Source organism: Micromonospora sp. CPCC 206171 (assembly GCF_036906755.1).
Lineage (GTDB): Bacteria > Actinomycetota > Actinomycetes > Mycobacteriales > Micromonosporaceae > Micromonospora > Micromonospora purpureochromogenes.
The window spans coordinates 1-17,447 of the sequence record NZ_JBAKHT010000001.1 but is presented as its reverse complement, the minus strand read 5'-3'; the positions used below and the strand labels follow the sequence as shown (position 1 = coordinate 17,447).

General features: G+C 71.7%; 19 protein-coding genes. 7 read left to right on the top strand and 12 right to left on the bottom strand.

The window, feature by feature from the left end; translation table 11 throughout:
- Positions 1-2: 2 nt before the first annotated feature.
- Both V6U89_RS00095 and V6U89_RS00090 read right to left on the bottom strand, forming a co-directional pair.
- Positions 3-1,466, bottom strand: coding sequence for a magnesium chelatase (locus tag V6U89_RS00095; protein WP_334568480.1), 1,464 nt, complete (start codon positions 1,464-1,466; stop codon positions 3-5).
- A 99-nt stretch (positions 1,467-1,565) separates the two neighbouring features.
- The gene (locus tag V6U89_RS00090) at positions 1,566-1,766 is read right to left on the bottom strand and encodes a winged helix-turn-helix domain-containing protein (RefSeq protein WP_334568478.1); all 201 of its coding nucleotides are present in this window, start codon (positions 1,764-1,766) and stop codon (positions 1,566-1,568) included.
- 253 nt (positions 1,767-2,019) lie between these two features.
- On the opposite strand from V6U89_RS00090, the gene V6U89_RS00085 reads away from it, so the two are divergent.
- Positions 2,020-2,226, top strand: a complete 207-nt coding sequence (locus V6U89_RS00085; RefSeq protein ID WP_334568477.1) for a hypothetical protein — start codon at positions 2,020-2,022, stop codon at positions 2,224-2,226.
- 10 nt (positions 2,227-2,236) lie between these two features.
- Here V6U89_RS00085 and V6U89_RS00080 read toward each other — a convergent pair whose 3' ends face one another.
- The 5 genes from V6U89_RS00080 to V6U89_RS00060 all read right to left on the bottom strand — a co-directional run bounded on the left by V6U89_RS00080 (position 2,237) and on the right by V6U89_RS00060 (position 6,913).
- Entirely contained in the window at positions 2,237-3,313 is a 1,077-nt protein-coding gene (locus V6U89_RS00080; protein ID WP_334568476.1) for a hypothetical protein, read from the bottom strand.
- A gap of 72 nt (positions 3,314-3,385) precedes the next feature.
- Positions 3,386-4,036: a response regulator transcription factor gene (locus V6U89_RS00075; RefSeq protein ID WP_334568475.1), complete on the bottom strand. Its 651-nt coding sequence runs from the start codon at positions 4,034-4,036 to the stop codon at positions 3,386-3,388.
- Positions 4,033-5,334 carry a sensor histidine kinase gene (locus tag V6U89_RS00070; protein WP_334568474.1) on the bottom strand — a complete coding sequence of 434 codons (1,302 nt, stop codon included), beginning with the start codon at positions 5,332-5,334 and terminating at the stop codon, positions 4,033-4,035. The genes V6U89_RS00075 and V6U89_RS00070 overlap by 4 nt, the downstream gene beginning before the upstream one ends.
- Before the next feature lie 107 nt (positions 5,335-5,441).
- Complete coding sequence (locus V6U89_RS00065) at positions 5,442-5,939, bottom strand: hemerythrin domain-containing protein (protein WP_334568473.1); 498 nt, start codon at positions 5,937-5,939, stop codon at positions 5,442-5,444.
- 5 nt (positions 5,940-5,944) lie between these two features.
- Positions 5,945-6,913 carry an aldo/keto reductase gene (locus tag V6U89_RS00060; RefSeq protein ID WP_334568472.1) on the bottom strand — a complete coding sequence of 323 codons (969 nt, stop codon included), beginning with the start codon at positions 6,911-6,913 and terminating at the stop codon, positions 5,945-5,947.
- A 67-nt stretch (positions 6,914-6,980) separates the two neighbouring features.
- On the opposite strand from V6U89_RS00060, the gene mgrA reads away from it, so the two are divergent.
- The gene (gene mgrA, locus V6U89_RS00055) at positions 6,981-7,970 is read left to right on the top strand and encodes an L-glyceraldehyde 3-phosphate reductase (RefSeq protein WP_334568471.1); all 990 of its coding nucleotides are present in this window, start codon (positions 6,981-6,983) and stop codon (positions 7,968-7,970) included.
- Between the two features lie 64 nt (positions 7,971-8,034).
- Here mgrA and V6U89_RS00050 read toward each other — a convergent pair whose 3' ends face one another.
- Positions 8,035-8,946 carry a lytic polysaccharide monooxygenase auxiliary activity family 9 protein gene (locus V6U89_RS00050; RefSeq protein WP_334568470.1) on the bottom strand — a complete coding sequence of 304 codons (912 nt, stop codon included), beginning with the start codon at positions 8,944-8,946 and terminating at the stop codon, positions 8,035-8,037.
- A gap of 82 nt (positions 8,947-9,028) precedes the next feature.
- Positions 9,029-9,523 carry a GNAT family N-acetyltransferase gene (locus tag V6U89_RS00045; RefSeq protein WP_334568469.1) on the bottom strand — a complete coding sequence of 165 codons (495 nt, stop codon included), beginning with the start codon at positions 9,521-9,523 and terminating at the stop codon, positions 9,029-9,031.
- Positions 9,524-9,663: 140 nt separating this feature from the next.
- Here V6U89_RS00045 and V6U89_RS00040 point away from each other — a divergent pair, with 140 nt between their 5' ends.
- The 5 genes from V6U89_RS00040 to V6U89_RS00020 all read left to right on the top strand — a co-directional run bounded on the left by V6U89_RS00040 (position 9,664) and on the right by V6U89_RS00020 (position 14,303).
- Complete coding sequence (locus tag V6U89_RS00040; RefSeq protein ID WP_334568468.1) at positions 9,664-10,809, top strand: CapA family protein; 1,146 nt, start codon at positions 9,664-9,666, stop codon at positions 10,807-10,809.
- Positions 10,810-10,997: 188 nt separating this feature from the next.
- Positions 10,998-11,447 carry a hypothetical protein gene (locus tag V6U89_RS00035; protein ID WP_334568466.1) on the top strand — a complete coding sequence of 150 codons (450 nt, stop codon included), beginning with the start codon at positions 10,998-11,000 and terminating at the stop codon, positions 11,445-11,447.
- A gap of 542 nt (positions 11,448-11,989) precedes the next feature.
- Complete coding sequence (locus V6U89_RS00030) at positions 11,990-12,532, top strand: DapH/DapD/GlmU-related protein (RefSeq protein ID WP_334568465.1); 543 nt, start codon at positions 11,990-11,992, stop codon at positions 12,530-12,532.
- 152 nt (positions 12,533-12,684) lie between these two features.
- Positions 12,685-13,677 carry a DUF1152 domain-containing protein gene (locus V6U89_RS00025; RefSeq protein WP_334568976.1) on the top strand — a complete coding sequence of 331 codons (993 nt, stop codon included), beginning with the start codon at positions 12,685-12,687 and terminating at the stop codon, positions 13,675-13,677.
- A gap of 146 nt (positions 13,678-13,823) precedes the next feature.
- On the top strand, positions 13,824-14,303 hold the full coding sequence (locus tag V6U89_RS00020; protein WP_334568464.1) for a barstar family protein: 480 nt from the start codon (positions 13,824-13,826) through the stop codon (positions 14,301-14,303).
- Between the two features lie 284 nt (positions 14,304-14,587).
- Here the strand turns inward: V6U89_RS00020 and V6U89_RS00015 are convergent, their stop codons facing one another.
- From V6U89_RS00015 to V6U89_RS00005, 3 genes are all read right to left on the bottom strand, one after another.
- Positions 14,588-15,172 (bottom strand): DinB family protein, encoded by a 585-nt coding sequence (locus V6U89_RS00015; protein ID WP_334568463.1) that lies wholly within the window; start codon positions 15,170-15,172, stop codon positions 14,588-14,590.
- A 219-nt stretch (positions 15,173-15,391) separates the two neighbouring features.
- On the bottom strand, positions 15,392-15,970 hold the full coding sequence (locus tag V6U89_RS00010) for a suppressor of fused domain protein (protein WP_334568462.1): 579 nt from the start codon (positions 15,968-15,970) through the stop codon (positions 15,392-15,394).
- A gap of 27 nt (positions 15,971-15,997) precedes the next feature.
- On the bottom strand, positions 15,998-17,233 hold the full coding sequence (locus tag V6U89_RS00005) for a WD40 repeat domain-containing protein (RefSeq protein ID WP_334568461.1): 1,236 nt from the start codon (positions 17,231-17,233) through the stop codon (positions 15,998-16,000).
- Positions 17,234-17,447: the final 214 nt, after the last annotated feature.

The following is a 17,447-nucleotide window of genomic DNA, read 5'->3' as shown; positions in this document are numbered from 1 at the left end:
GCTCAGCCCCGGCCGCCGTAGACGGTACGGCCCGACTCGGTGACGTCCTTGCCGAGCCGGCGGGTCAGGTGCAGCCCCTCCAGGACGAACTCGATCCCGGCGGCGGCCTCCTCCGGGGTGGGCGCGTCACCCAGCCCGAGCCGGTCCAGCGCCTTGGCCAGCCCCGGCACGGTGCCGACCTGGCGCAGCAGCTCCGCCGAGGAGACCAGCTCGCCGGTCTCTATGGCGGTGCCCTCGGCCACCAGGCCGGTGAAGCCGGACAGGTCCAGCCCGGCCAGCCGGGCCCGGAACGTCTCGGCGGTGGCGGTGCGCAGCAGGTGGGCCAGGATCTCGATCTCGCGCCCCTCCTCGCCGCTCTCGAACTCGACCTTGCCGCGCAGGGTCGAGGTCACCGACACCGCGTCGCCGACCCGCGCGACCGGGGCTTCGGGGCGTACCCCCGGGGCGGCGGGACCGGCGGCGAGCAGGCCGGATCGGCGCAGCGCGGCGGCCGCGACCGTCTCGGCGGCGGCGATCGCGAAGCGGGCGGAGACGCCGGAGCGCGGGTCCACCGACGGCGACTCCCGCACGGCGCGCGCGAACCGGGCGAGCACCTCCAGCACATGCTCCGGCACCTCGGCGACCAGCTCGGCCTCCTGCCGGATCAGCGCCAGCTCCAGCTCCAGGTCGACCGGGTAGTGGGTGCGGACCTCCGCGCCGAACCGGTCCTTGAGCGGCGTGATGATCCGACCCCGGTTGGTGTAGTCCTCCGGGTTGGCGCTGGCCACCAGGAACAGGTCCAGCGGCAGCCGCAGCTGGTAGCCGCGGACCTGGATGTCCCGCTCCTCCAGCACGTTGAGCAGCGCCACCTGGATCCGCTCGGCCAGGTCGGGCAGCTCGTTCACCGCGAAGATCCCCCGGTTGGTGCGCGGCACCAGTCCGAAGTGGATGGTCTCCGGGTCGCCGAGGGTACGGCCCTGGGCCAGCCGGATCGGGTCGACGTCGCCGATCAGGTCGCCGACGCTGGTGTCCGGGGTGGCCAGCTTCTCGCCGTAGCGCATCGAGCGGTGCAGCCAGCCGACCGCCAGGTCGTCGCCCGCCTCGGCGACCAGCGCGCGGGAGGCCGGGGTGAGCGGGTGCATCGGATGCTCGTTGAGCACGGAGCCGGGAATCACCGGGGTCCACTCGTCGAGCAGCGCCACCAGCGAGCGGATCAGCCGGGTCTTGCCCTGGCCGCGCTCGCCGAGCAGCACCATGTCGTGGCCGGCGAGCAGGGCCCGCTCGACCTCGGGCAGGACGGTGTCGTCGTAGCCGACGATGCCGGGGAAGCGGTCGCCGCCGGAACGCATCCGGGCGAGGAGGTTGTCGCGGAGTTCCTGCTTGACGGTGCGGTGCCGGTGCCCGGCCGCGCGCAGCTCGCCGAGCGTGCCCGGCAGGTCGGCGGGCGGGACCGGGAGGACCTGGTTTGGCGCAGTCACCCGACCCACGCTAGCGCGGTGTCCGCTGAACCTGCGCCTGTCGCCCGTGAAGAAGTGAGGTACGGGTGTTGTCGGCTTCGGCTCAAGAAAGTTTGATCAAGAAGGAGATCACTGCGGTAGCTCCTCAGTCACCCAGAGACCGCGACCCTGTAGCCCGACCACCAACCCCTGGGTCTGAAGAACGATGATCGCTCTCTGCACGGTGGTCACGCTGACCTTGTAGAGGTCCGCGAGCTCTTTGTAGGTCGGCAGACGTTCGCCCGGCGCATACTCGCCGGTCCTGATGCGGGCCGCGAGGTCTTCGGCCACCTCGCGGTATCCGCCGGTTGGTATGGGCATGTGGGAGGTTCCTTCGCTCGGCCCATCCATCGGATCACGCTGCTTACCCCCCTTCAAGACCAACATTGCCTTAGGTACTAAAGGTCTCTAAGGTTGCTGGTGTGGCGAGGTTCCTTCGTTCGGCAAGCGGCGGACCGGGCCACGAAGCCGCCCAAGGGAGCACGGCGTACTGGCCCTGCCCCCTTGGGCGTGCCTACTCGTCTAGCGCGGAGGGTGCCCGACCATGCCGATGGATGACGGCGACATCACGTCGGCAGATGAACTGTTCGCGATGATGAGGATCATCGACGCTCACTGGATCCGGGCACTGGATGTCCCGTGGCGAGCAGGTGGCTGCCTGGAATGCCGAGATCGGAACAACTGCCCACAGCTTGATTGGGCTCTGGGGATGATGGCCGACATCGCCTCGGTGATGTTTCAAAAACGATGACCTGCTGCTCTCACTTTCGGGCGCAGGACCGGCAGGCGCCCCGCCGTCGCAGGTAATAGGCGAGCGCCGCCGCGCCGAGCGAGACGCCCCACAGCGGCCAGAGCAGCATCGGCGCGGTGGTCAGGCTGAACCCGCCCTCGATGGCCCAGAACTGCGGGCTGGTGACCAGCCCGAGCGAGGCCGCGGTGACCGAGAGCGCCACCAGCGTCGCCGGCACGACGGCCAACCCGATCGGCACCCGCCGGCCGGCCAGCCCGGGCATCCAGCGCGGGAACCGCTCGCCCCAGGGGCGGACCAGGCCGAGGGTGAGCAGCGCGCCGACGGTGGCGAAGGCGGCCAAGCCGGCGCCGGCCCAGACCAGCCCGGTCTCGCGCATCTCGGCGAGGAAGTCCGGGGTGATCCCCAGCGGGACGCCGGCCGCCCAGGCGAACCGGGTGACCGCGTAGGTCAGCGGGATGACCGCCGCCGTCCCGGCCGCCCAGCGGCCCCACCGGGCGGCCGCGTCCGGCGCGGTCCAGCCCCGCGCGCCGCCGCCGCGTCCGCAGGACAGGCCGGCCCCGGCGGTACGGCGTTGCCAGGCCAGCAGCGCCCCGGCGAGCAGCACGCCGCCGACCAGGGCCGCGCAGCGCGCGAAGAGCGCCCAGGTGAAGACGTCGGCGTAGTCGACCGGCGGCCAGCCGAACGGGGCGCCGAGGATCAGCATCGGCGCGTAGCCGAGCACGACCAGCACCCGGGCGTCCGGCACCACCACGGCGAGGACGAAGGCGAGCGCCCAGCCGTAGCCGAGCACCAGCGCCCGCAGCGGCCGGGGCGGGCGTACCGCGTCGGCGAGGACCAGGGCGGTGACCGCCCCGGCCAGCAGCAGCCCGGCGAGCAGCGGCGCGCCGACCGCGACCGGGACCAGCCGCAGCAGGTTCGCCCCGCCGCCGTGCGGGTCGTTGGCGCCGAACGGGTAGCCGGCGCCGGTGAGCGTGCCGACCAGGGCGAGCAGGCCCCAGCCGCCCAGCCAGGCGGCGGCGAGCGGCGGGGCCAGGTCGAGCCGGACCCGCCGGCGGGACGGGGTGGAGGTGGTGGTGGTCGTCGTCATGGCTCCAGCCTCGGCGGCGGTGCCGCCGCCGCCCTCCCGAGCGGTGACGAACCCGCTCCCCCGGCGGTGGGATCAGCCGGTGGGGACGACGAAACCCGACTCGTACGCCGCGATCACGGCCTGGGTGCGGTCCCGCACCCCGAGCTTGGCCAGCACGTTGCCGACGTGCGTCTTGACCGTCTCCACCCCGACCACGAGCTGCCCGGCGATCTCGGTGTTGGAGAGCCCGGTGGTCATCAGCCGCAACACCTCCGCCTCCCGCTCGGTCAGCCGGGCCGCGCGCAGCCGGTCCCCACCCGAGGACCCGTACGCCCCGGCGAGGCGGCGGATCGCGGCCGGGAAGAGCAGCGAGTCACCGGCCGCGACCGCCCGGACGGCGGCGACCACCTCCGCCGGGCGGGCCCGCTTGAGCAGGAAGCCGCTCGCGCCGGCGCGCAGCGCCTCGTAGACGTACTCGTCGTTCTCGAAGGTGGTGACCACGAGGACGCGGGGCGGGTCGGCGGAGGCGGCGAGCAGCAGCCGGGTGGCCTGGATGCCGTCGATGGCGGGCATCCGCACGTCCATCAGCACCACCCGGGGCCGCAGCTTCGCCACCAGCGGCGGCACCTCGGCGCCGTCGGCGGCCTCCCCCACCACCCGCAGGTCCGGCTGGGCGTCGATGATCGCCCGCAGCCCGACCCGGATCAGCTCGTCGTCGTCGACGATCAGCACGTCCGTGCTCACCGCGCCTCCCCCCTCGGCACCGGCAGCCGCACCCGGACCCGCCAGTGACCATCCTCCGGGCCGGCGGTGATCCGCCCGCCGAGCAGCAGCACCCGTTCCCGCATGCCGTCCAGGCCCCGGCCGCCGCGTCCCGGCCGGGCCGCGCCGCCCAGCAGGTTCGCCAGCTCGATCTCCAGCCACCGCCGGCTCGGCGCGTCCGACGGCCCGCGCGCAGCGGGCACCGTCGCCTCCCCGGGTACGTCCACCCGCAGGCGCACCGGCCCGCGCCCGTACCGGGCGGCGTTGGTCAGCCCCTCCTGCACGATCCGGTAGCCCTCCCGGGACACCGCCGGGGGCAGCTCCGCCAGCTCCCCGTCGACCCGCGCCTCGACCCGCAGCCCGGCCGCCCGGGTGTCCGCGACGAGCCGGTCGAGCTGGGCCAGGGTCCGCTGCGGCGCGGTGCCGGCCGGGGCCCGGGCGGCGTCCTCGGTCTCCCGGAGCAGGCCCAGCACGTGGTCCAGGTCGTCCATCGCGTGCCGGCTGGTCTCCTCGATCGCGGCGAGCGCCCGGCGGGCGAACTCCGGGTCGCCGTCCAGGAGCTGGCGGGCCGCACCGGCCTGGAGGGTGGCCACGGTCAGCGCGTGACCCACCGAGTCGTGCAGTTCCCGGGCCAGCCGGTTGCGCTCGGCAAGCCGGGCCGCCCGCGCCGCCAGGGCGGCGAGCTGCTCGGCCGCCGAGGGGCCGAGCAGCGCCGGCGCCATCGAGGCCGCGAGCGTGCCCAGCCCGGCGACCGCGTAGCCGAGGCCGAGCAGCACCAGCACCCCGGTGAGGGTGAGCCAGCCGGTGTCCCGCCCGTCGAGCGGCCCCCAGCTCTGCTGGGCGACCAGCTGGGTGCCGACGCCGAACTGCTGGGCGATGAACGACAGCGCCATCGGCAGGGCGCTGATCAGCGCGAACATCACCGTTCCGCCGACGGTCATGTGCAGGGCGATCCAGAGCGCCGCGCGCAGCCGGGTCTCCCGGTCGGCCGGGTGCCCAGCGGCGGGCTCCGGCAGCGGCACGCCGAGCAGGGCGCGGGCTGCGGCGATCTCCAGCGTCCGGCTGCCGTCGAGGAAGAACGGCACCGCGCCGATGACGGCGGCGACCGCCATCAGCGCGAAGACCAGCAGCCGGGGCACCTCGCCGCGGGTGAGGAGCTGGACGAAGGTGCCGGCCAGCAGCGCGTACGGCAGGGCCAGCACCCCGCCGAGCAGGAGGAACACGCCACGGCGACAGGTGCTCGCACGGACGAGCGGCGCGATCAGCGCCCGGGGAGTCACCGGACCATTCTCCCGCCCCGCCACGCCGGGCCGACTCCCCCGTGTCGGGGATTCCGGCGCCGCCTCGTCGCCCGCGCATCACCGGGCGCGGCGGTTTCCGGTCCGCCTCAGCGGTGCTCCTGCACGTACTTGTGCGGGTCCTTGTCGTCGAAGCGCAGGTTGCGGCCGTTCTTGTGCTCGCCGTAGAAGGTCAGCCAGCGGGCGCCCAGCTCGGCGCGGAGTTCGACGCTGGTGTGCCGGCGGAAGTCCGGCAGCGCCCCGTCCTCCTCCTCGGCGAGGTGTTCGCTGTTCTCCCGGCGGGCCTTCCACACCGCCGCCCACCACTCGTCGGAGCCCACCGGGTGCAGCTTGGACTCGGCGATGGCGTCGCGGATCTCGTTGTGGTCGCCGATGGCGTCGGTGGTCTCGTCCTCGCCGTCGTCGCCGTGCCGCACCAGGTGCGGATAGAGGATCGCCTCCTCCGCCTCGGCGTGGATGTCCAGGTGCAGGGCGAGCGCCTCCCAGACGGCGAGGAGTTCGGTCTCGTCGCGGGCGTCGTCGAGCCGGGCGAAGCCGCGCCGGAAGGCGGCGTGGTCGTCCAGGATCAGCGCGGTGATGTCGTCCATGTTGCTCACTTCCCCACTCGGGCGCGGATCAGCCTCGGCACCGCGGCCAGGCCGGTGACCGGCCGGAACTGCCGGGCGGCGGTGGCCAGGGCGGTGTACTCGTCGGCGCCGAGGTCGATCTCGGCGGCGGCCGCGTTGCGCTCCATCTGCTCCACACCGGACGCGCCGGGGATGGCCACCACGTTCGGGTGGTGCAGCAGATAGGCCAGCGCGATCTGGCTGGGGGCGGCGTCGTGCGCGTCGGCCACCTCGCGCAGCGTCGCGATCAGGGCGGTGCCGCGTTCCAGGTTCTCCGGCAGGAAGTACGGGTTGGCCCGGCGCACCGCCCCGCTCGGCGGATGCTTCGCGTCGTACCGCCCGGAGAGGAAGCCCTGCGCGAGCGGGCTGTACGCGATGACGACCCGGCCGGCCTGCTCCGCGTACGGGATCAGGTCCTCCTCCGGGCCCCGGTCGATCATGCTGTAGCGGACCTGGTTGCTCAGCACCCGCCGGCCCAGCGCGGCCTCGGCGAACCGCCAGCGGCGCAGGCTGTAGTTGCTGACGCCGACCTCGGCGACCAGGCCGACGTCCTGCAACGCGCGCATGCCGCGCATGGTGGTGGTGTCGGCGACCACCGGGTTGGGCTGGTGCACCTGGTAGAGGTCGATGCCCTGCACGCCGAGGCGGGCCGCCGAGGCGACCGCCCGCTGCTGCACCACCGGGGCGACCGGCAGGACCGGGAAGACCTTGCTGGCCACCACCACCTTCTCCCGGTCGGCGCCGAGGGCGGCCCCGAGGATCCGCTCGCTGCGGCCGAAGCCGTACAGCTCGGCGGTGTCGAACAGGGTGACCCCGAGGTCGAGCGCCCGCCGCACGATGTCCGCCGCCCGGCGCTCGTAGTCGGAGCCGTAACCCCACTCCTTCGAGCCGAACTGCCAGGTACCGAGACCGATCTTGGAAATCGGCTTGGGCGTGTCGAGCGGGACGAAGCGCATGGGCTCGAAGCTACCCCCGCGCACCGGGACGGCACGCCCGTTCTCCGACGCCGATAGGGTCGGCGTCGTGACCTACCTCGCCGCTGATCAGCGTTACGACTCGATGACCTACCGACGGACCGGACGCAGCGGGCTGCGGCTGCCCGCCATCTCGCTCGGCCTGTGGCACAACTTCGGGCCGGACCGGCCCTTCGACCGGCAGCGGGACATCGTCCGACGCGCGTTCGACCTCGGGGTCACCCACTTCGACCTGGCCAACAACTACGGCCCGCCGCCCGGCGCGGCGGAGGAGGCCTTCGGCCGGCTGCTGGCCACCGACCTCAAGCCCTACCGGGACGAGCTGGTCGTCTCCACCAAGGCCGGCTACCTGATGTGGCCCGGCCCGTACGGCGAGTGGGGCTCCCGCAAGTACCTGGTCTCCTCGCTGGACCAGTCGCTGCGCCGGATGGGGCTGGACTACGTCGACATCTTCTACTCGCACCGGTTCGACCCGGACACTCCGCTGGAGGAGACGATGGGCGCGCTCGACGCCGTCGTCCGCTCCGGCAAGGCGCTCTACGTCGGCATCTCCAACTACGACTCGGCGCAGACCGCCAGGGCGGCGGCGATCCTGCGTGACCTCGGCACGCCACTGCTGATCAACCAGCCGTCGTACTCGATGTTGAACCGGTGGACCGAGGACGACGGCCTGCTCGACACGCTGGCGGAGGCCGGCGCGGGCTGCATCGCGTACAGCCCGCTGGCCCAGGGCCTGCTCACCGACCGCTATCTCGCCGGCATCCCCGAGGACTCGCGGGTGCGCACCAGCGTCTTCCTCAACGAGAGCGACCTGACCGAGGAGAAGCTGGCCACCATCCGCGGCCTGGGCCGGGTGGCCGAGCGGCGGGGGCAGACCCTCGCCCAGCTCGCCCTCGCCTGGGCGCTGCGCGACCCGCGGATGACCAGCCTGATCATCGGCGCGAGCAGCGTGGCCCAGCTGGAGGGGAACGTCGCCGCGGTGGAGAACCTCGACTTCACCGCCGAGGAGCTGGCCGAGATCGACGGCCTGCTCGGCTGAGTCGCCGAGGCGTCCCGGCCGGCCACCTCAGGTGGCGCGGCCGGGGCACGGCGGCGCCCGGGGGTCACCAGATGCGGCGGCGGCCGGCGCGATGGTTGCGGACGTCGCAGGCGCGGCCGGGCGGAACGGTGCCGGCCCGGCGCAACCGCATGGCGACCAGCGCGGCGAGCAGCACGGTGACCGCCGCCGCCGCGCCGACCACCAGCCGGAGGCCGTCACCGCCGAGGCGGGTCACCGACGCCACGGGTACGCCCGGATCGCCCTGCACCGGCGCCGCGGTCAACCCGGGCACGGCGGTGCTGGCGGCGCGCGGCGCGACGGCCGGGCTGGCCGCCGCGGTGGGCGTGGCCTGGCCCGGCTTCCGGAACACCACGTCGGAGCAGGAGTAGTAGCTGTCCGGGGTGTCCGAGTTCTGCCACACGGTGTAGATGAGGTGCCGCCCGGTCAGTCCGGCCGGCAGCCGGCCCGCCAGCTGGTACGACCCGCTGCGCAGCGGCGGGTCGGTCATCGTCAGGAACGGGCGCGGCGCGAGGTCCGCCCAGGTCAGCGGGCTCTGCGGGTTGTAGCCGGGGCGCGTGGCGTAGAGCCGGAACGTGCCCTTGTGCGGAATGGTCCCCCGGTAGCGGAAGGTGAACTTCGTCCCGGCGGTCAGCTCCGTCGCCGGCCAGTCGGTGCGCGGCAGGTCCAACCCCCGGTACGCCGACAGCCCGCCGCTGCACAGCTCACCGTCCGGGATCCGGTCCCGGTCCCGGCCGTTGACGCCGAAGACCCGGATGTTGTCCCACTCGCGTACCGCCGCTCCGGCCCGGACGGCGGCCCGGCAGGCGGGCGTCTCGGCGTGCGGGCCTTCCGGGCCGCAGGCCGCGGACCGGCTCAGCGGGCTGGTGGGTGCGCCGTGCGCGGCGGCGGGGGTCGCGGTCGGCAGGACGCTCGCGGCGACGGCCGCGAGGACGGCGAGCACTCGGCGTACGGTCATGATGGACCTCCCGGGCACTGGTACGGCCGGGAGACCCCAAAGGTTCGATTGGCCACCCGGGGTGCCGGGCGACCGGACGCCGCTAGGCCACGAGGATCTTGGCCATGATGTGCTCCCGACGCACGCCGTCGGGCATGAGGTCGCCCAGCTCACCCGTGTCACGGAAGCCGTTGCGCCGGTAGAGCGCCCAGGCGTTCCGGTTGCCCTCCACCACGGCCAGGCGCAGGGTCTCCGCGCCCACCAGCCGCGCCCACTGCTCGACCGCCCGGACGAGGTGGTCGCCCACGCTCCGGCCACGTCCCGCCGGCGCCACGTACATCGAGATCAGCTCGACGACGCCGCGCTGATCGGTCGGCACCCCGCTGGCCATCCCGACGGGCTCCCCGTCGAGCATCGCGATGATGTTGTACGAGCCGGGGATGGCCAGCCGAGCGCGCCAGCGTTCCGCGCGGTCGCCCTCGCCCTGCCAGTCCGCCAGCTGGGAACCGAACGCGTACGCCGCCTCCGCCAGCGCGGCGAGCCGCAGCTCCCGCCACATCTTCCAGTCGCCCTCGCTGAGCACCCGCGTCTCGATCATGCGGGGAGGATGCCCGCGGGGTGGGGAGTGGGCAACCCGGTATCCGGTGACGAGGTGTGCCGAGCGGGTCCTGTCGGGCGGCGGCCACCTCCGTCAGCAGCGGTGCGGCATCATCCGCCGCTGATCGGGAAGAGCCGGGCGTGCGCCTTTCCGTCATCCGCATGCTGCTCGTCGCCGCGCTGGTGGGCTCACCCCCCATGGTCGGGGCAGCCCGTGAAGAAGTGACCCGCGACCGGTCGGCCGGCACCGTCACGTCGACGGCCCCGGCGGGAGCCCGGCAGGTCACCATCCTGGGTTCCGGCGACATCCTGGTGCACCCACCCACCTGGCAGCAGGCCGGCGCCGACGCCGTCAAGGCCGGTCGGCCCGGTTACGACTTCGACCCGATCTTCGCCCCCATCCGGCCCGCGGTCGAGTCCGCCGACCTGGCCATCTGCCACCTGGAGGCGCCGATGGGTCCCGGTGCGCCGGCGGACTTTCCCCGGTTCCGCGCTCCCACCGACCTGGGACCGGCCATCCGGACCGCCGGCTACGACACCTGTTCGACGGCCAGCAACCACTCCTTCGACCAGGGCGAGCAGGGCGTCTACGCCAACCTCGACGCCCTCGACGCCGCCGGACTGAACCACACCGGCACCTTCCGCAGCAGCGCCGCACAGGCCACCCCCACCATCTACCAGGTGAAGGGCGTCAAGATCGGCCACCTGTCCTGGGCTGCGCACTTCAACGGCCACCCGCCGCCACCGGACAAGCCGTGGCTGGCCAACCGCATCGACGTGCCCGCCATCAGGAAGGCCGCCGCAGCGACCCGCAGGGCGGGCGCGCAGATCATCGTCCTGTCCGCCCACTGGGGCACCGAGATGGAACACACGCCTGACGAGAACCAGCTCCGCTGGGCCAACGAGTTGATCGCCGACCCGGACATCGACCTGATCATCGGACACCACGCCCACGTCGTGCAGCCCTTCGAGAAGGTCGGCGGCAAGTGGATCGCCTACGGTGTCGGCAACACCCTCGCCCGCCACGACTTCCCCAAGGACGCCAACCGCGAAGGCGTCCTGGCGAAGTTCACCTTCACCGAACAGGCCGACGGCCGATGGACCGTCACCCGGGCAGAGGCCATCCCCATCTGGCTCTCCCTGAAGCCCACCATCCGGGTCCTCGACCTCGCCCGGCTCCCGGCCGCCGACCGGCGGCGAGAGACGTACCGGGCCGCCATGGACCGGATCAGCGGCTACCTCGACGCCCGCGGCGGCATCGACGACGGCCTGCACATCGCCCGCTGACCCCCTGCTGGACAGCCCCGGCCGGTAGGCCGAGCCGGTCCCCCGCCGGAGCAAGAGTTTGGGTGCCGGGGGTGGGGGAAGACACGGGCGCCGAGCGGGCCGGTCGGCTCGACCCGGCTGGACCGGCCCGTCCCGTCAGCGGCACCGTCGGTGCGGGCCTCGGCAGGACACCCCGAGGAGGAGCGACGATGGCCGACGCTCGACGGAGCACGACCGGGGCCACCAGCGCCCGGAAGGCCACCGGGGCCAGCAAGGCCCCGCTGAACCGCAAGGCGGCGGCGAAGAAGGTCGCGGCCGCCACCAAGCGAGCCACCGGGGCGAGCGCGGCCAAATCCCCGGGCGAGAAGCCCACCCCGACGACGGAGCGGGTGGCCCGGAAGAAGGCGACCTCCGCGACAGCCGCCCCGACCCGCACCCCGACCGCCAAGGCGGTTGCCGCCAAGAAGGCGCCCGCCGCCAAGAAGGCAGCCCCCGCCATGAAGGCGCCCGGGACGAGGGCGGCGACGAAGAAGGCTCCGGCGAAGAAGGCCGCGGCTGCCCGCGCGCGGACGACCACGGCCACCCGGGCGCCGGCGAAGAAGGCCACCACCATGGAGACCTTCGGCAACCGGCGCACGGCCCGCAAGACCAACCGCTGACGGTCCGCCGATCCCAGCGGTGATCCGACGAAGGGCGTTCGTCATCTCTGACGAACGCCCTCGTCTCTGTGGTGGAACCGAGGGACTCGAACCCCTGACCCCCACACTGTCAGGAGCGGGCAGGGGCCCGTCAGCCTCACCCAGCACTGCTCAGCGGTCCCGCCGAAGTACGGGTGGTTCGGCCGGCTACGCCGCCTTGGCTTCCTCGATGGCTACTCAGCCCGCCGACCCCGCTGGGCTCCGAGCCCCGTCCGGAGAGCCGGACGCAGGCTGTCGACACGTGTCGGTCGGTGCCGCGCAGCAAGGGTGCGGCGCCTACGGCCGCACCCCCTCCTACCAGGACATTCGCCCGACGACTCCCCCGCAATACACTTGATCATTCCAAGCATGTGCCGGTCCTTGTCTGCTGGGCCGGTAGATCCATCGATTGCCGGCGATCCGGACAGGGTCGGGCGGACGGCGTGCCGCTGCTAGTCTCGCGGGCTGATCACACGTTGCTTTCGGTGACCGGGCCACCGATCGACACCAGAAAGGGTCGTGGCATGTCCAGCGACCGTCTCATGCGCATCCACAGCGCCGAGTTCCAGGCCATGGCCGCGAGGGTCCTGCGGGTCACCGAGCTCACCTCCCGCCTCAACGTCCTGCCCTTCGAGGACGAAGCGGGCAAAGCGGAACTGTTCGAACAGATCCTCGGCAAGCCGCTGCCGACGAGAGTCACGATCTATCCGCCCTTCTACACCGATCACGGCCTCCACCTGGACCTCGCCGAACGCGTGTTCATCAACCAGAACTGCACGTTCCTGGACTACGCCGGCATCCGGCTCGGCGAGCGCGTGATGGTCGGCCCGAAGGTCACGTTCATCACCAGCGGCCACCCGGTCGATCCTGAGGATCGGCGGTCGTACCTCACCGGCGCGCCCATCGACGTGGCGGAGAACGTGTGGATCGGCGCCGGTGCCACGATCCTGCCCGGCGTCAGCATCGGCCGTGATGCCGTGGTCGCCGCCGGCGCGGTCGTGGCCGATGACGTTCCGCCGGCAAGCCTGGTCACCGGCACCAAGGCAACCGTCCACCGACGGTGGTGACGACCTCTCCGGGACCACACCGAGCCCTCGGCTACGGCCCCGCCGGGCCCACTCGTTGCACATCCATGCGCTGCGCCATGTGCCTACCCCCGATCACTGTTGCCGGTCACGGTGGCGTGGACAGCCGGGGCGTGGCTGATCATTGAGCGGTGATGAACCCTGCCGCGCTGCCGGCCGACCCCGGTGCGTTCTCGTTGGCCGTTCCGCCGCTGTTCGCCGCGCTGGCTCCGGCACGGAGCATCCTCATCGCCGGGGCGGGCGGGGGGTTCGACGTGTACGCCGGCCTGCCCTTGGCGTTCGCCCTGTGGCGCGGCGGCGCACAGGTGCACCTGGCCAGCCTGTCCTTCTCCGAGCTCGAGTTGATCGACCGGGACGCGTGGGTAGCGGAGCACGTCGCGGCGGTGCAGCCGGACACTGGCAGCCCAGACTGGTACTTCCCCGAGCGGACGCTCGCCCGGTGGCTGGCGGCTCAGGAGCTGCCGTCGACCGTGTACGCCTTTCCGCCACTCGGTGTCCAGCCGTTGCGGGCGGCGTACCGGTACCTGATCGAACAACTCGACATCGATGCGGTGGTGCTGGTCGATGGCGGCACCGATGTCCTGCTGCGCGGCGACGAAAGCGATCTCGGCACCCCGGTGGAGGACATCACCAGCCTGGCCGCCGTGGCCGCGCTGGACGTGCCGGTCAAGCTGGTGACCAGTCTCGGCTTCGGCATCGACGCCTACGACGGCGTCAACCACGTCCAGGTGCTGGAGAACCTCGCCGCACTCGACCGCGACGGCGGTTACCTCGGTGCCCTGTCCATCCCCGGTTCCAGCCGGGAGGCGGCGCTGTACCGCGATGCCGTCACCGACGCCCAGGCCGCCACCCCGGACCGGCCGAGCATCGTCCAAGGTCAGATCGCCGCCGCCACCAGCGGCGCGTTCGGAGACGTCCGGTTCACCCGGCGCACCGACGGCGGCGACCTGTTCGTCAACCCGCTGATGGCGATCTACTTCACGGTCGACCTCGACCAACTCGCCGCCCGATGCCTGTACCTCGACCGGATCGAGAACACCATCGGCAGGCGACAGGTCATCACCCGCATCCAAGCGTTCCGCGACGAACTCCTCAGCGCTCGCATCCCCCGCGCGTTTCCCCACTGAACGCCCGGACGGCGGCAGATCCGGTCATTCGGTCGAGGCCTGCCCGTTGTGCTGTGCCGCCTCCCGGCCACACTCAAGACCATGGAGGACATGGCATGCGCGAGGCCGCTGAGGTCGTCAAGCTACGTCGACCCCGGTGGGGCTGAATGATGAAAGACTGGTGGAACGACTCCACTGATCAGCTTGCGGTGTGCTTGCGTAGTGCCCTGGTGGGACTGGCGGCGGTGATACCGGCAACGGGCAGGTTCGTAGTTGCCCGGCTTGACGGAACGAGGATGACGGATGCGCACCACGCCTTCTACGAGTTCTCCGACGCGCTGCTCTTTCCTGGCTACTTCGGCTGGAACTGGGACGCGTTGTCCGACTGTCTCCGGGATCTGAACTGGTTGCCCGCAGACGGGTATCTGATCGTTGTCGAGAACGCGCCCCGGCTGCTGTCGAGCAGTGCCGAGGATCGGCACACGATGTTCCAGATCCTGTCTCGGGCCGTTCATCACTGGGCTAGCCCGCTCGGCAGGCCGGACGGCAAGGGCGTCCCGTTCAAGGTGTTGCTGTTGTGCGACTGCGATGAGGAGGCGGCACTGTTGCGGCAGGATATCGCCTACGCAATCCATAGCAGGCGGTGAAATCCTCGACATTCGTGACCGTCACCTGCCACCCGCACATCGGCAGCTCCTGCCGTCACGTTGCGTGCCGCGCGGATCGCGGCATGAGAGTGAGGCTGATCTTGGCTGGATTGATGTCGGCCGGCCCTGCGCCCGCTGCGCGACCCGGACGCGCCCGAGCTGGACGAGGACGACGAAGGCGTGGACTGAACGCCCACATCGGGTGACGCGGGCATGTCAGGTGGCCGGGTGCTCGGAAATCGCAAGCGCCGGTAGGGGAGCTGATGTCAGGCTGCCATGTCTAACTAAGCCTTGATTGGTGCGGCCGACCTGGCGGCCTGCTCGATCTTCGCGCAGTAGGCTGCACGGGCTTCCTCGTCGATCTGCTTCTCGTGTTCGGCGCGCAACCCGGTCCGGCCGTCGAGGCCCTCGCGCAGGATATCGGCGTGCCCGGCATGCCGGATGGACTCGCCGAGGACATGGACCATGATGGCGAACAGGTTCGTGTCGGCATAAGGCTCCGGCCACCACGGCACGTGGCCGGGGGCGTCGAGGGGAAGCTCGTTGATCGTCGCGTCCGAGTGTTCCCACGTGCGCCGGTAGAACGCGATGATCTGATCGCGGGTCTCGTCCTCGGTCGCCCACAGATCGCTGCCGTTGGAGTCCTGCCACCGGGGCAGCGGTTCCGGGGAAGGGCGGTCGAAGATCTCGCCGAAGTACCTGGCCTCGACGGTGGCCACGTGTTTGACCAGGCCGAGGAGGTTGGTCCCGGTCGCTGTCAAAGGTCGGCGGGCGTCGTATTCGGACAAGCCGTCGAGTTTCCAGAGCAGCGCCTTGCGGTCCCGCCGCAGTCTCCCGTGCAGGTTGGCTTTCGCGAATTCATCGTTCATGCGGCATGAGCCTGCCATGGGCTACTCGTGGTCTCAAGATCCCGTACGTGGTCCGCAACGACTGGCAGAGCCGAGGCCTGAGGTCTATTCGGCAGTGGGTTCGCCGTGCCCGTGTCCTCCGTCGACTGATGCGCGACACTCGTCCGCCAACTGATCTGCGACACCTCCGCGCGCTGATTGCGGCTAGATCCGGATACTCGATCACCCGCCGATCGAGGCCTACGAGCCCAACCCATCCAGCGCCACTTCTGCCCGACCGGGGTCAGCCAGGTCAGGATCCTGAGCCGCGAACGCCTGCTCCAGCGTCCCCCACCCGAACTTCTGGGCTACCTCAGCTTCACCCGTGGTGATCGGAACCAACCACGTGAAGACCACCGGCGCGGGTTCGGTGTGACAGACGGCGAAGGACTCCGGCAAATATCTCGGGCTGATCGCCACGATGGCTGTGGTCTGGCTGCCCGGGAAGAGAGGCCCCCGCGGACCAATCACCTGCCCATGCGACAAGCCGGCCCTGCGGCGCACCATCTCACCGGCCACCTGGAACAACAGACCAGCCGCCCGAGCCGGGTAGTCGCCGGTTGGAACGTGCATCACCAACTCTTGGTGCAAGGCCCCGTCAGTCGGCAGGTTGAGATGACGCCGCGACAGCCCGACGGTCACCAGCGTCGTGACCCCAGCGAACGGGACGTCCGGGCCAAACCACGCCACCTGAACGCCCTCCGGCGTCGTATCGTCGCCTCGGCTACCACCCGCGATGAGCCCGAGGAACGACTCCAAGTGTTCAATCAACCCAGCCACTCGATGATCATCTCCGATCGAGCCACGTCAGGGTTGGCCGGTCAGGCGGTGCACAGACAGTTGGCCGGTATCGCCACCACAGGCGAGCAGGGTGCCGTCGGCGGAGAAGACGATTCGGTGGGTGCGGCCGGTGTGCGACGGCGCGATCGTCACTGGTGAGGGTTCGCCGGTCGGCAGGTGCAGGGTGGCGCCGAGTCGGCCGCCGATGGCAAGCAGCTCCCCCTGAGGGGAGTACTGCCAGCTGAAGCAGGTGCCGTAGCGGTCGGTGCGGTGCGGGTCCGCCACGGCCCAGGCGAGGGTGTCGCCCTCGATGGGCAGGGCGAACGGTCCCTCGGCGAACCCGCCGGCGGCGAGGACGAACCTCTCGGTGGGGTCGAAGCCCAGGTGGCTGATCCCGGTGCGGCCGGTCGTGCTGGCGAACGGGAACGGGAATCGGGTGCTGTGCAGCAGCCGACCGGTGTCGACGTGCCACAGCTGCACGGTGGCGTCGTGCACGCCATAGGTGAGGGCAAGCAGCCGCCCGGAGGGCGACAGGGCTCCAGCGCGACACTCGGGTTGGTCGGCGACGTGCAAGACCAGTACGTCATCGCCGGTGCTGGTAGTACGGACACGGACCCGATCGTCAGCATCGAACAGCAGCAGCCGCTGTCGGGTGGCGTCCTGGGCGGGCCGGGCGGAGAAGGGGTTGAACCGGGCAGTGCTGAACTGTTCGTAGGCTGCGAGGATGCGGGTGGCACCGGTGGTGAGGTCGAGGTGACGGGTCTCGCCGTTGAGCGCGTAGACCAGGCCGGTGCCGTCGGCGTCGAACAGCACCCTGTGGATGAACGTCTGCCTCGCTGGGCCGCTGCCGGGTGTCTCGGTGTGCACGAGTCGGCGCCGGCCGGTCGTGACATCGATGAGATGTAGGTCGGCACCGCAGGCGCCACGGTGCAGCGAGGCAACGGCGAGGGTGTGGCCCTGCGGATGCAGGTCGAAGGTCTGGTCCCCGCCGCGGTTCGGCGGGGCGCAGCGCAGGACGGGTTCACCAGGTGGGGTGCCGGCTGAGTCGCGGACAAAGACGAAGCCCTCGCGCATGCGAGCGGCGGCCTCACGTGCGAGGGCGTCGCGGGCGGCCTGCGGGTTGGGAAGATCGCGGCTACTGTGCCGCTCCTTGGCGGTGCCTCGCCACGAGCGGCGCAGCAGGCGGGCACCGTCGACCGCGAGGTGCAGGTGTTTGGGTGCGGGCAGGTCGGGATGGGTAAGCAGCACCTCGTCGGTCGGCACGGACGGACTGTAGCGAACCACCGGCCGCGTTCAGGCCAGGACCGGTAGGCCGTCGAACCGGGGTAACGCGCTCGCACATCGAACATCCGCTTCTCGGCACGCCCGGACGGCAACCCGGGCCAGCTCGGCGTGACGCTGCGTAGCGCGCGGATCGCGGCTACCTGTTAGCTGGTGGTACGACCGCAGCCCGGCCAGGCTTGGTCGAGGTGACCGG

Bases quoted from the DNA above. Each gene is read 5' to 3' on its own strand.
- V6U89_RS00085 (WP_334568477.1), top strand. From the start codon at position 2,020: ATGCCGATGGATGACGGCGACATCACGTCGGCAGATGAACTGTTCGCG.
- V6U89_RS00020 (WP_334568464.1), top strand. From the start codon at position 13,824: ATGATGAAAGACTGGTGGAACGACTCCACTGATCAGCTTGCGGTGTGC.
- V6U89_RS00030 (WP_334568465.1), top strand. From the start codon at position 11,990: ATGTCCAGCGACCGTCTCATGCGCATCCACAGCGCCGAGTTCCAGGCC.
- V6U89_RS00065 (WP_334568473.1), bottom strand. From the start codon at position 5,939: ATGGACGACATCACCGCGCTGATCCTGGACGACCACGCCGCCTTCCGG.
- V6U89_RS00045 (WP_334568469.1), bottom strand. From the start codon at position 9,523: ATGATCGAGACGCGGGTGCTCAGCGAGGGCGACTGGAAGATGTGGCGG.
- V6U89_RS00035 (WP_334568466.1), top strand. From the start codon at position 10,998: ATGGCCGACGCTCGACGGAGCACGACCGGGGCCACCAGCGCCCGGAAG.
- V6U89_RS00060 (WP_334568472.1), bottom strand. From the start codon at position 6,913: ATGCGCTTCGTCCCGCTCGACACGCCCAAGCCGATTTCCAAGATCGGT.
- V6U89_RS00015 (WP_334568463.1), bottom strand. From the start codon at position 15,172: ATGAACGATGAATTCGCGAAAGCCAACCTGCACGGGAGACTGCGGCGG.
- V6U89_RS00025 (WP_334568976.1), top strand. From the start codon at position 12,685: ATGAACCCTGCCGCGCTGCCGGCCGACCCCGGTGCGTTCTCGTTGGCC.
- V6U89_RS00080 (WP_334568476.1), bottom strand. From the start codon at position 3,313: ATGACGACGACCACCACCACCTCCACCCCGTCCCGCCGGCGGGTCCGG.
- V6U89_RS00050 (WP_334568470.1), bottom strand. From the start codon at position 8,946: ATGACCGTACGCCGAGTGCTCGCCGTCCTCGCGGCCGTCGCCGCGAGC.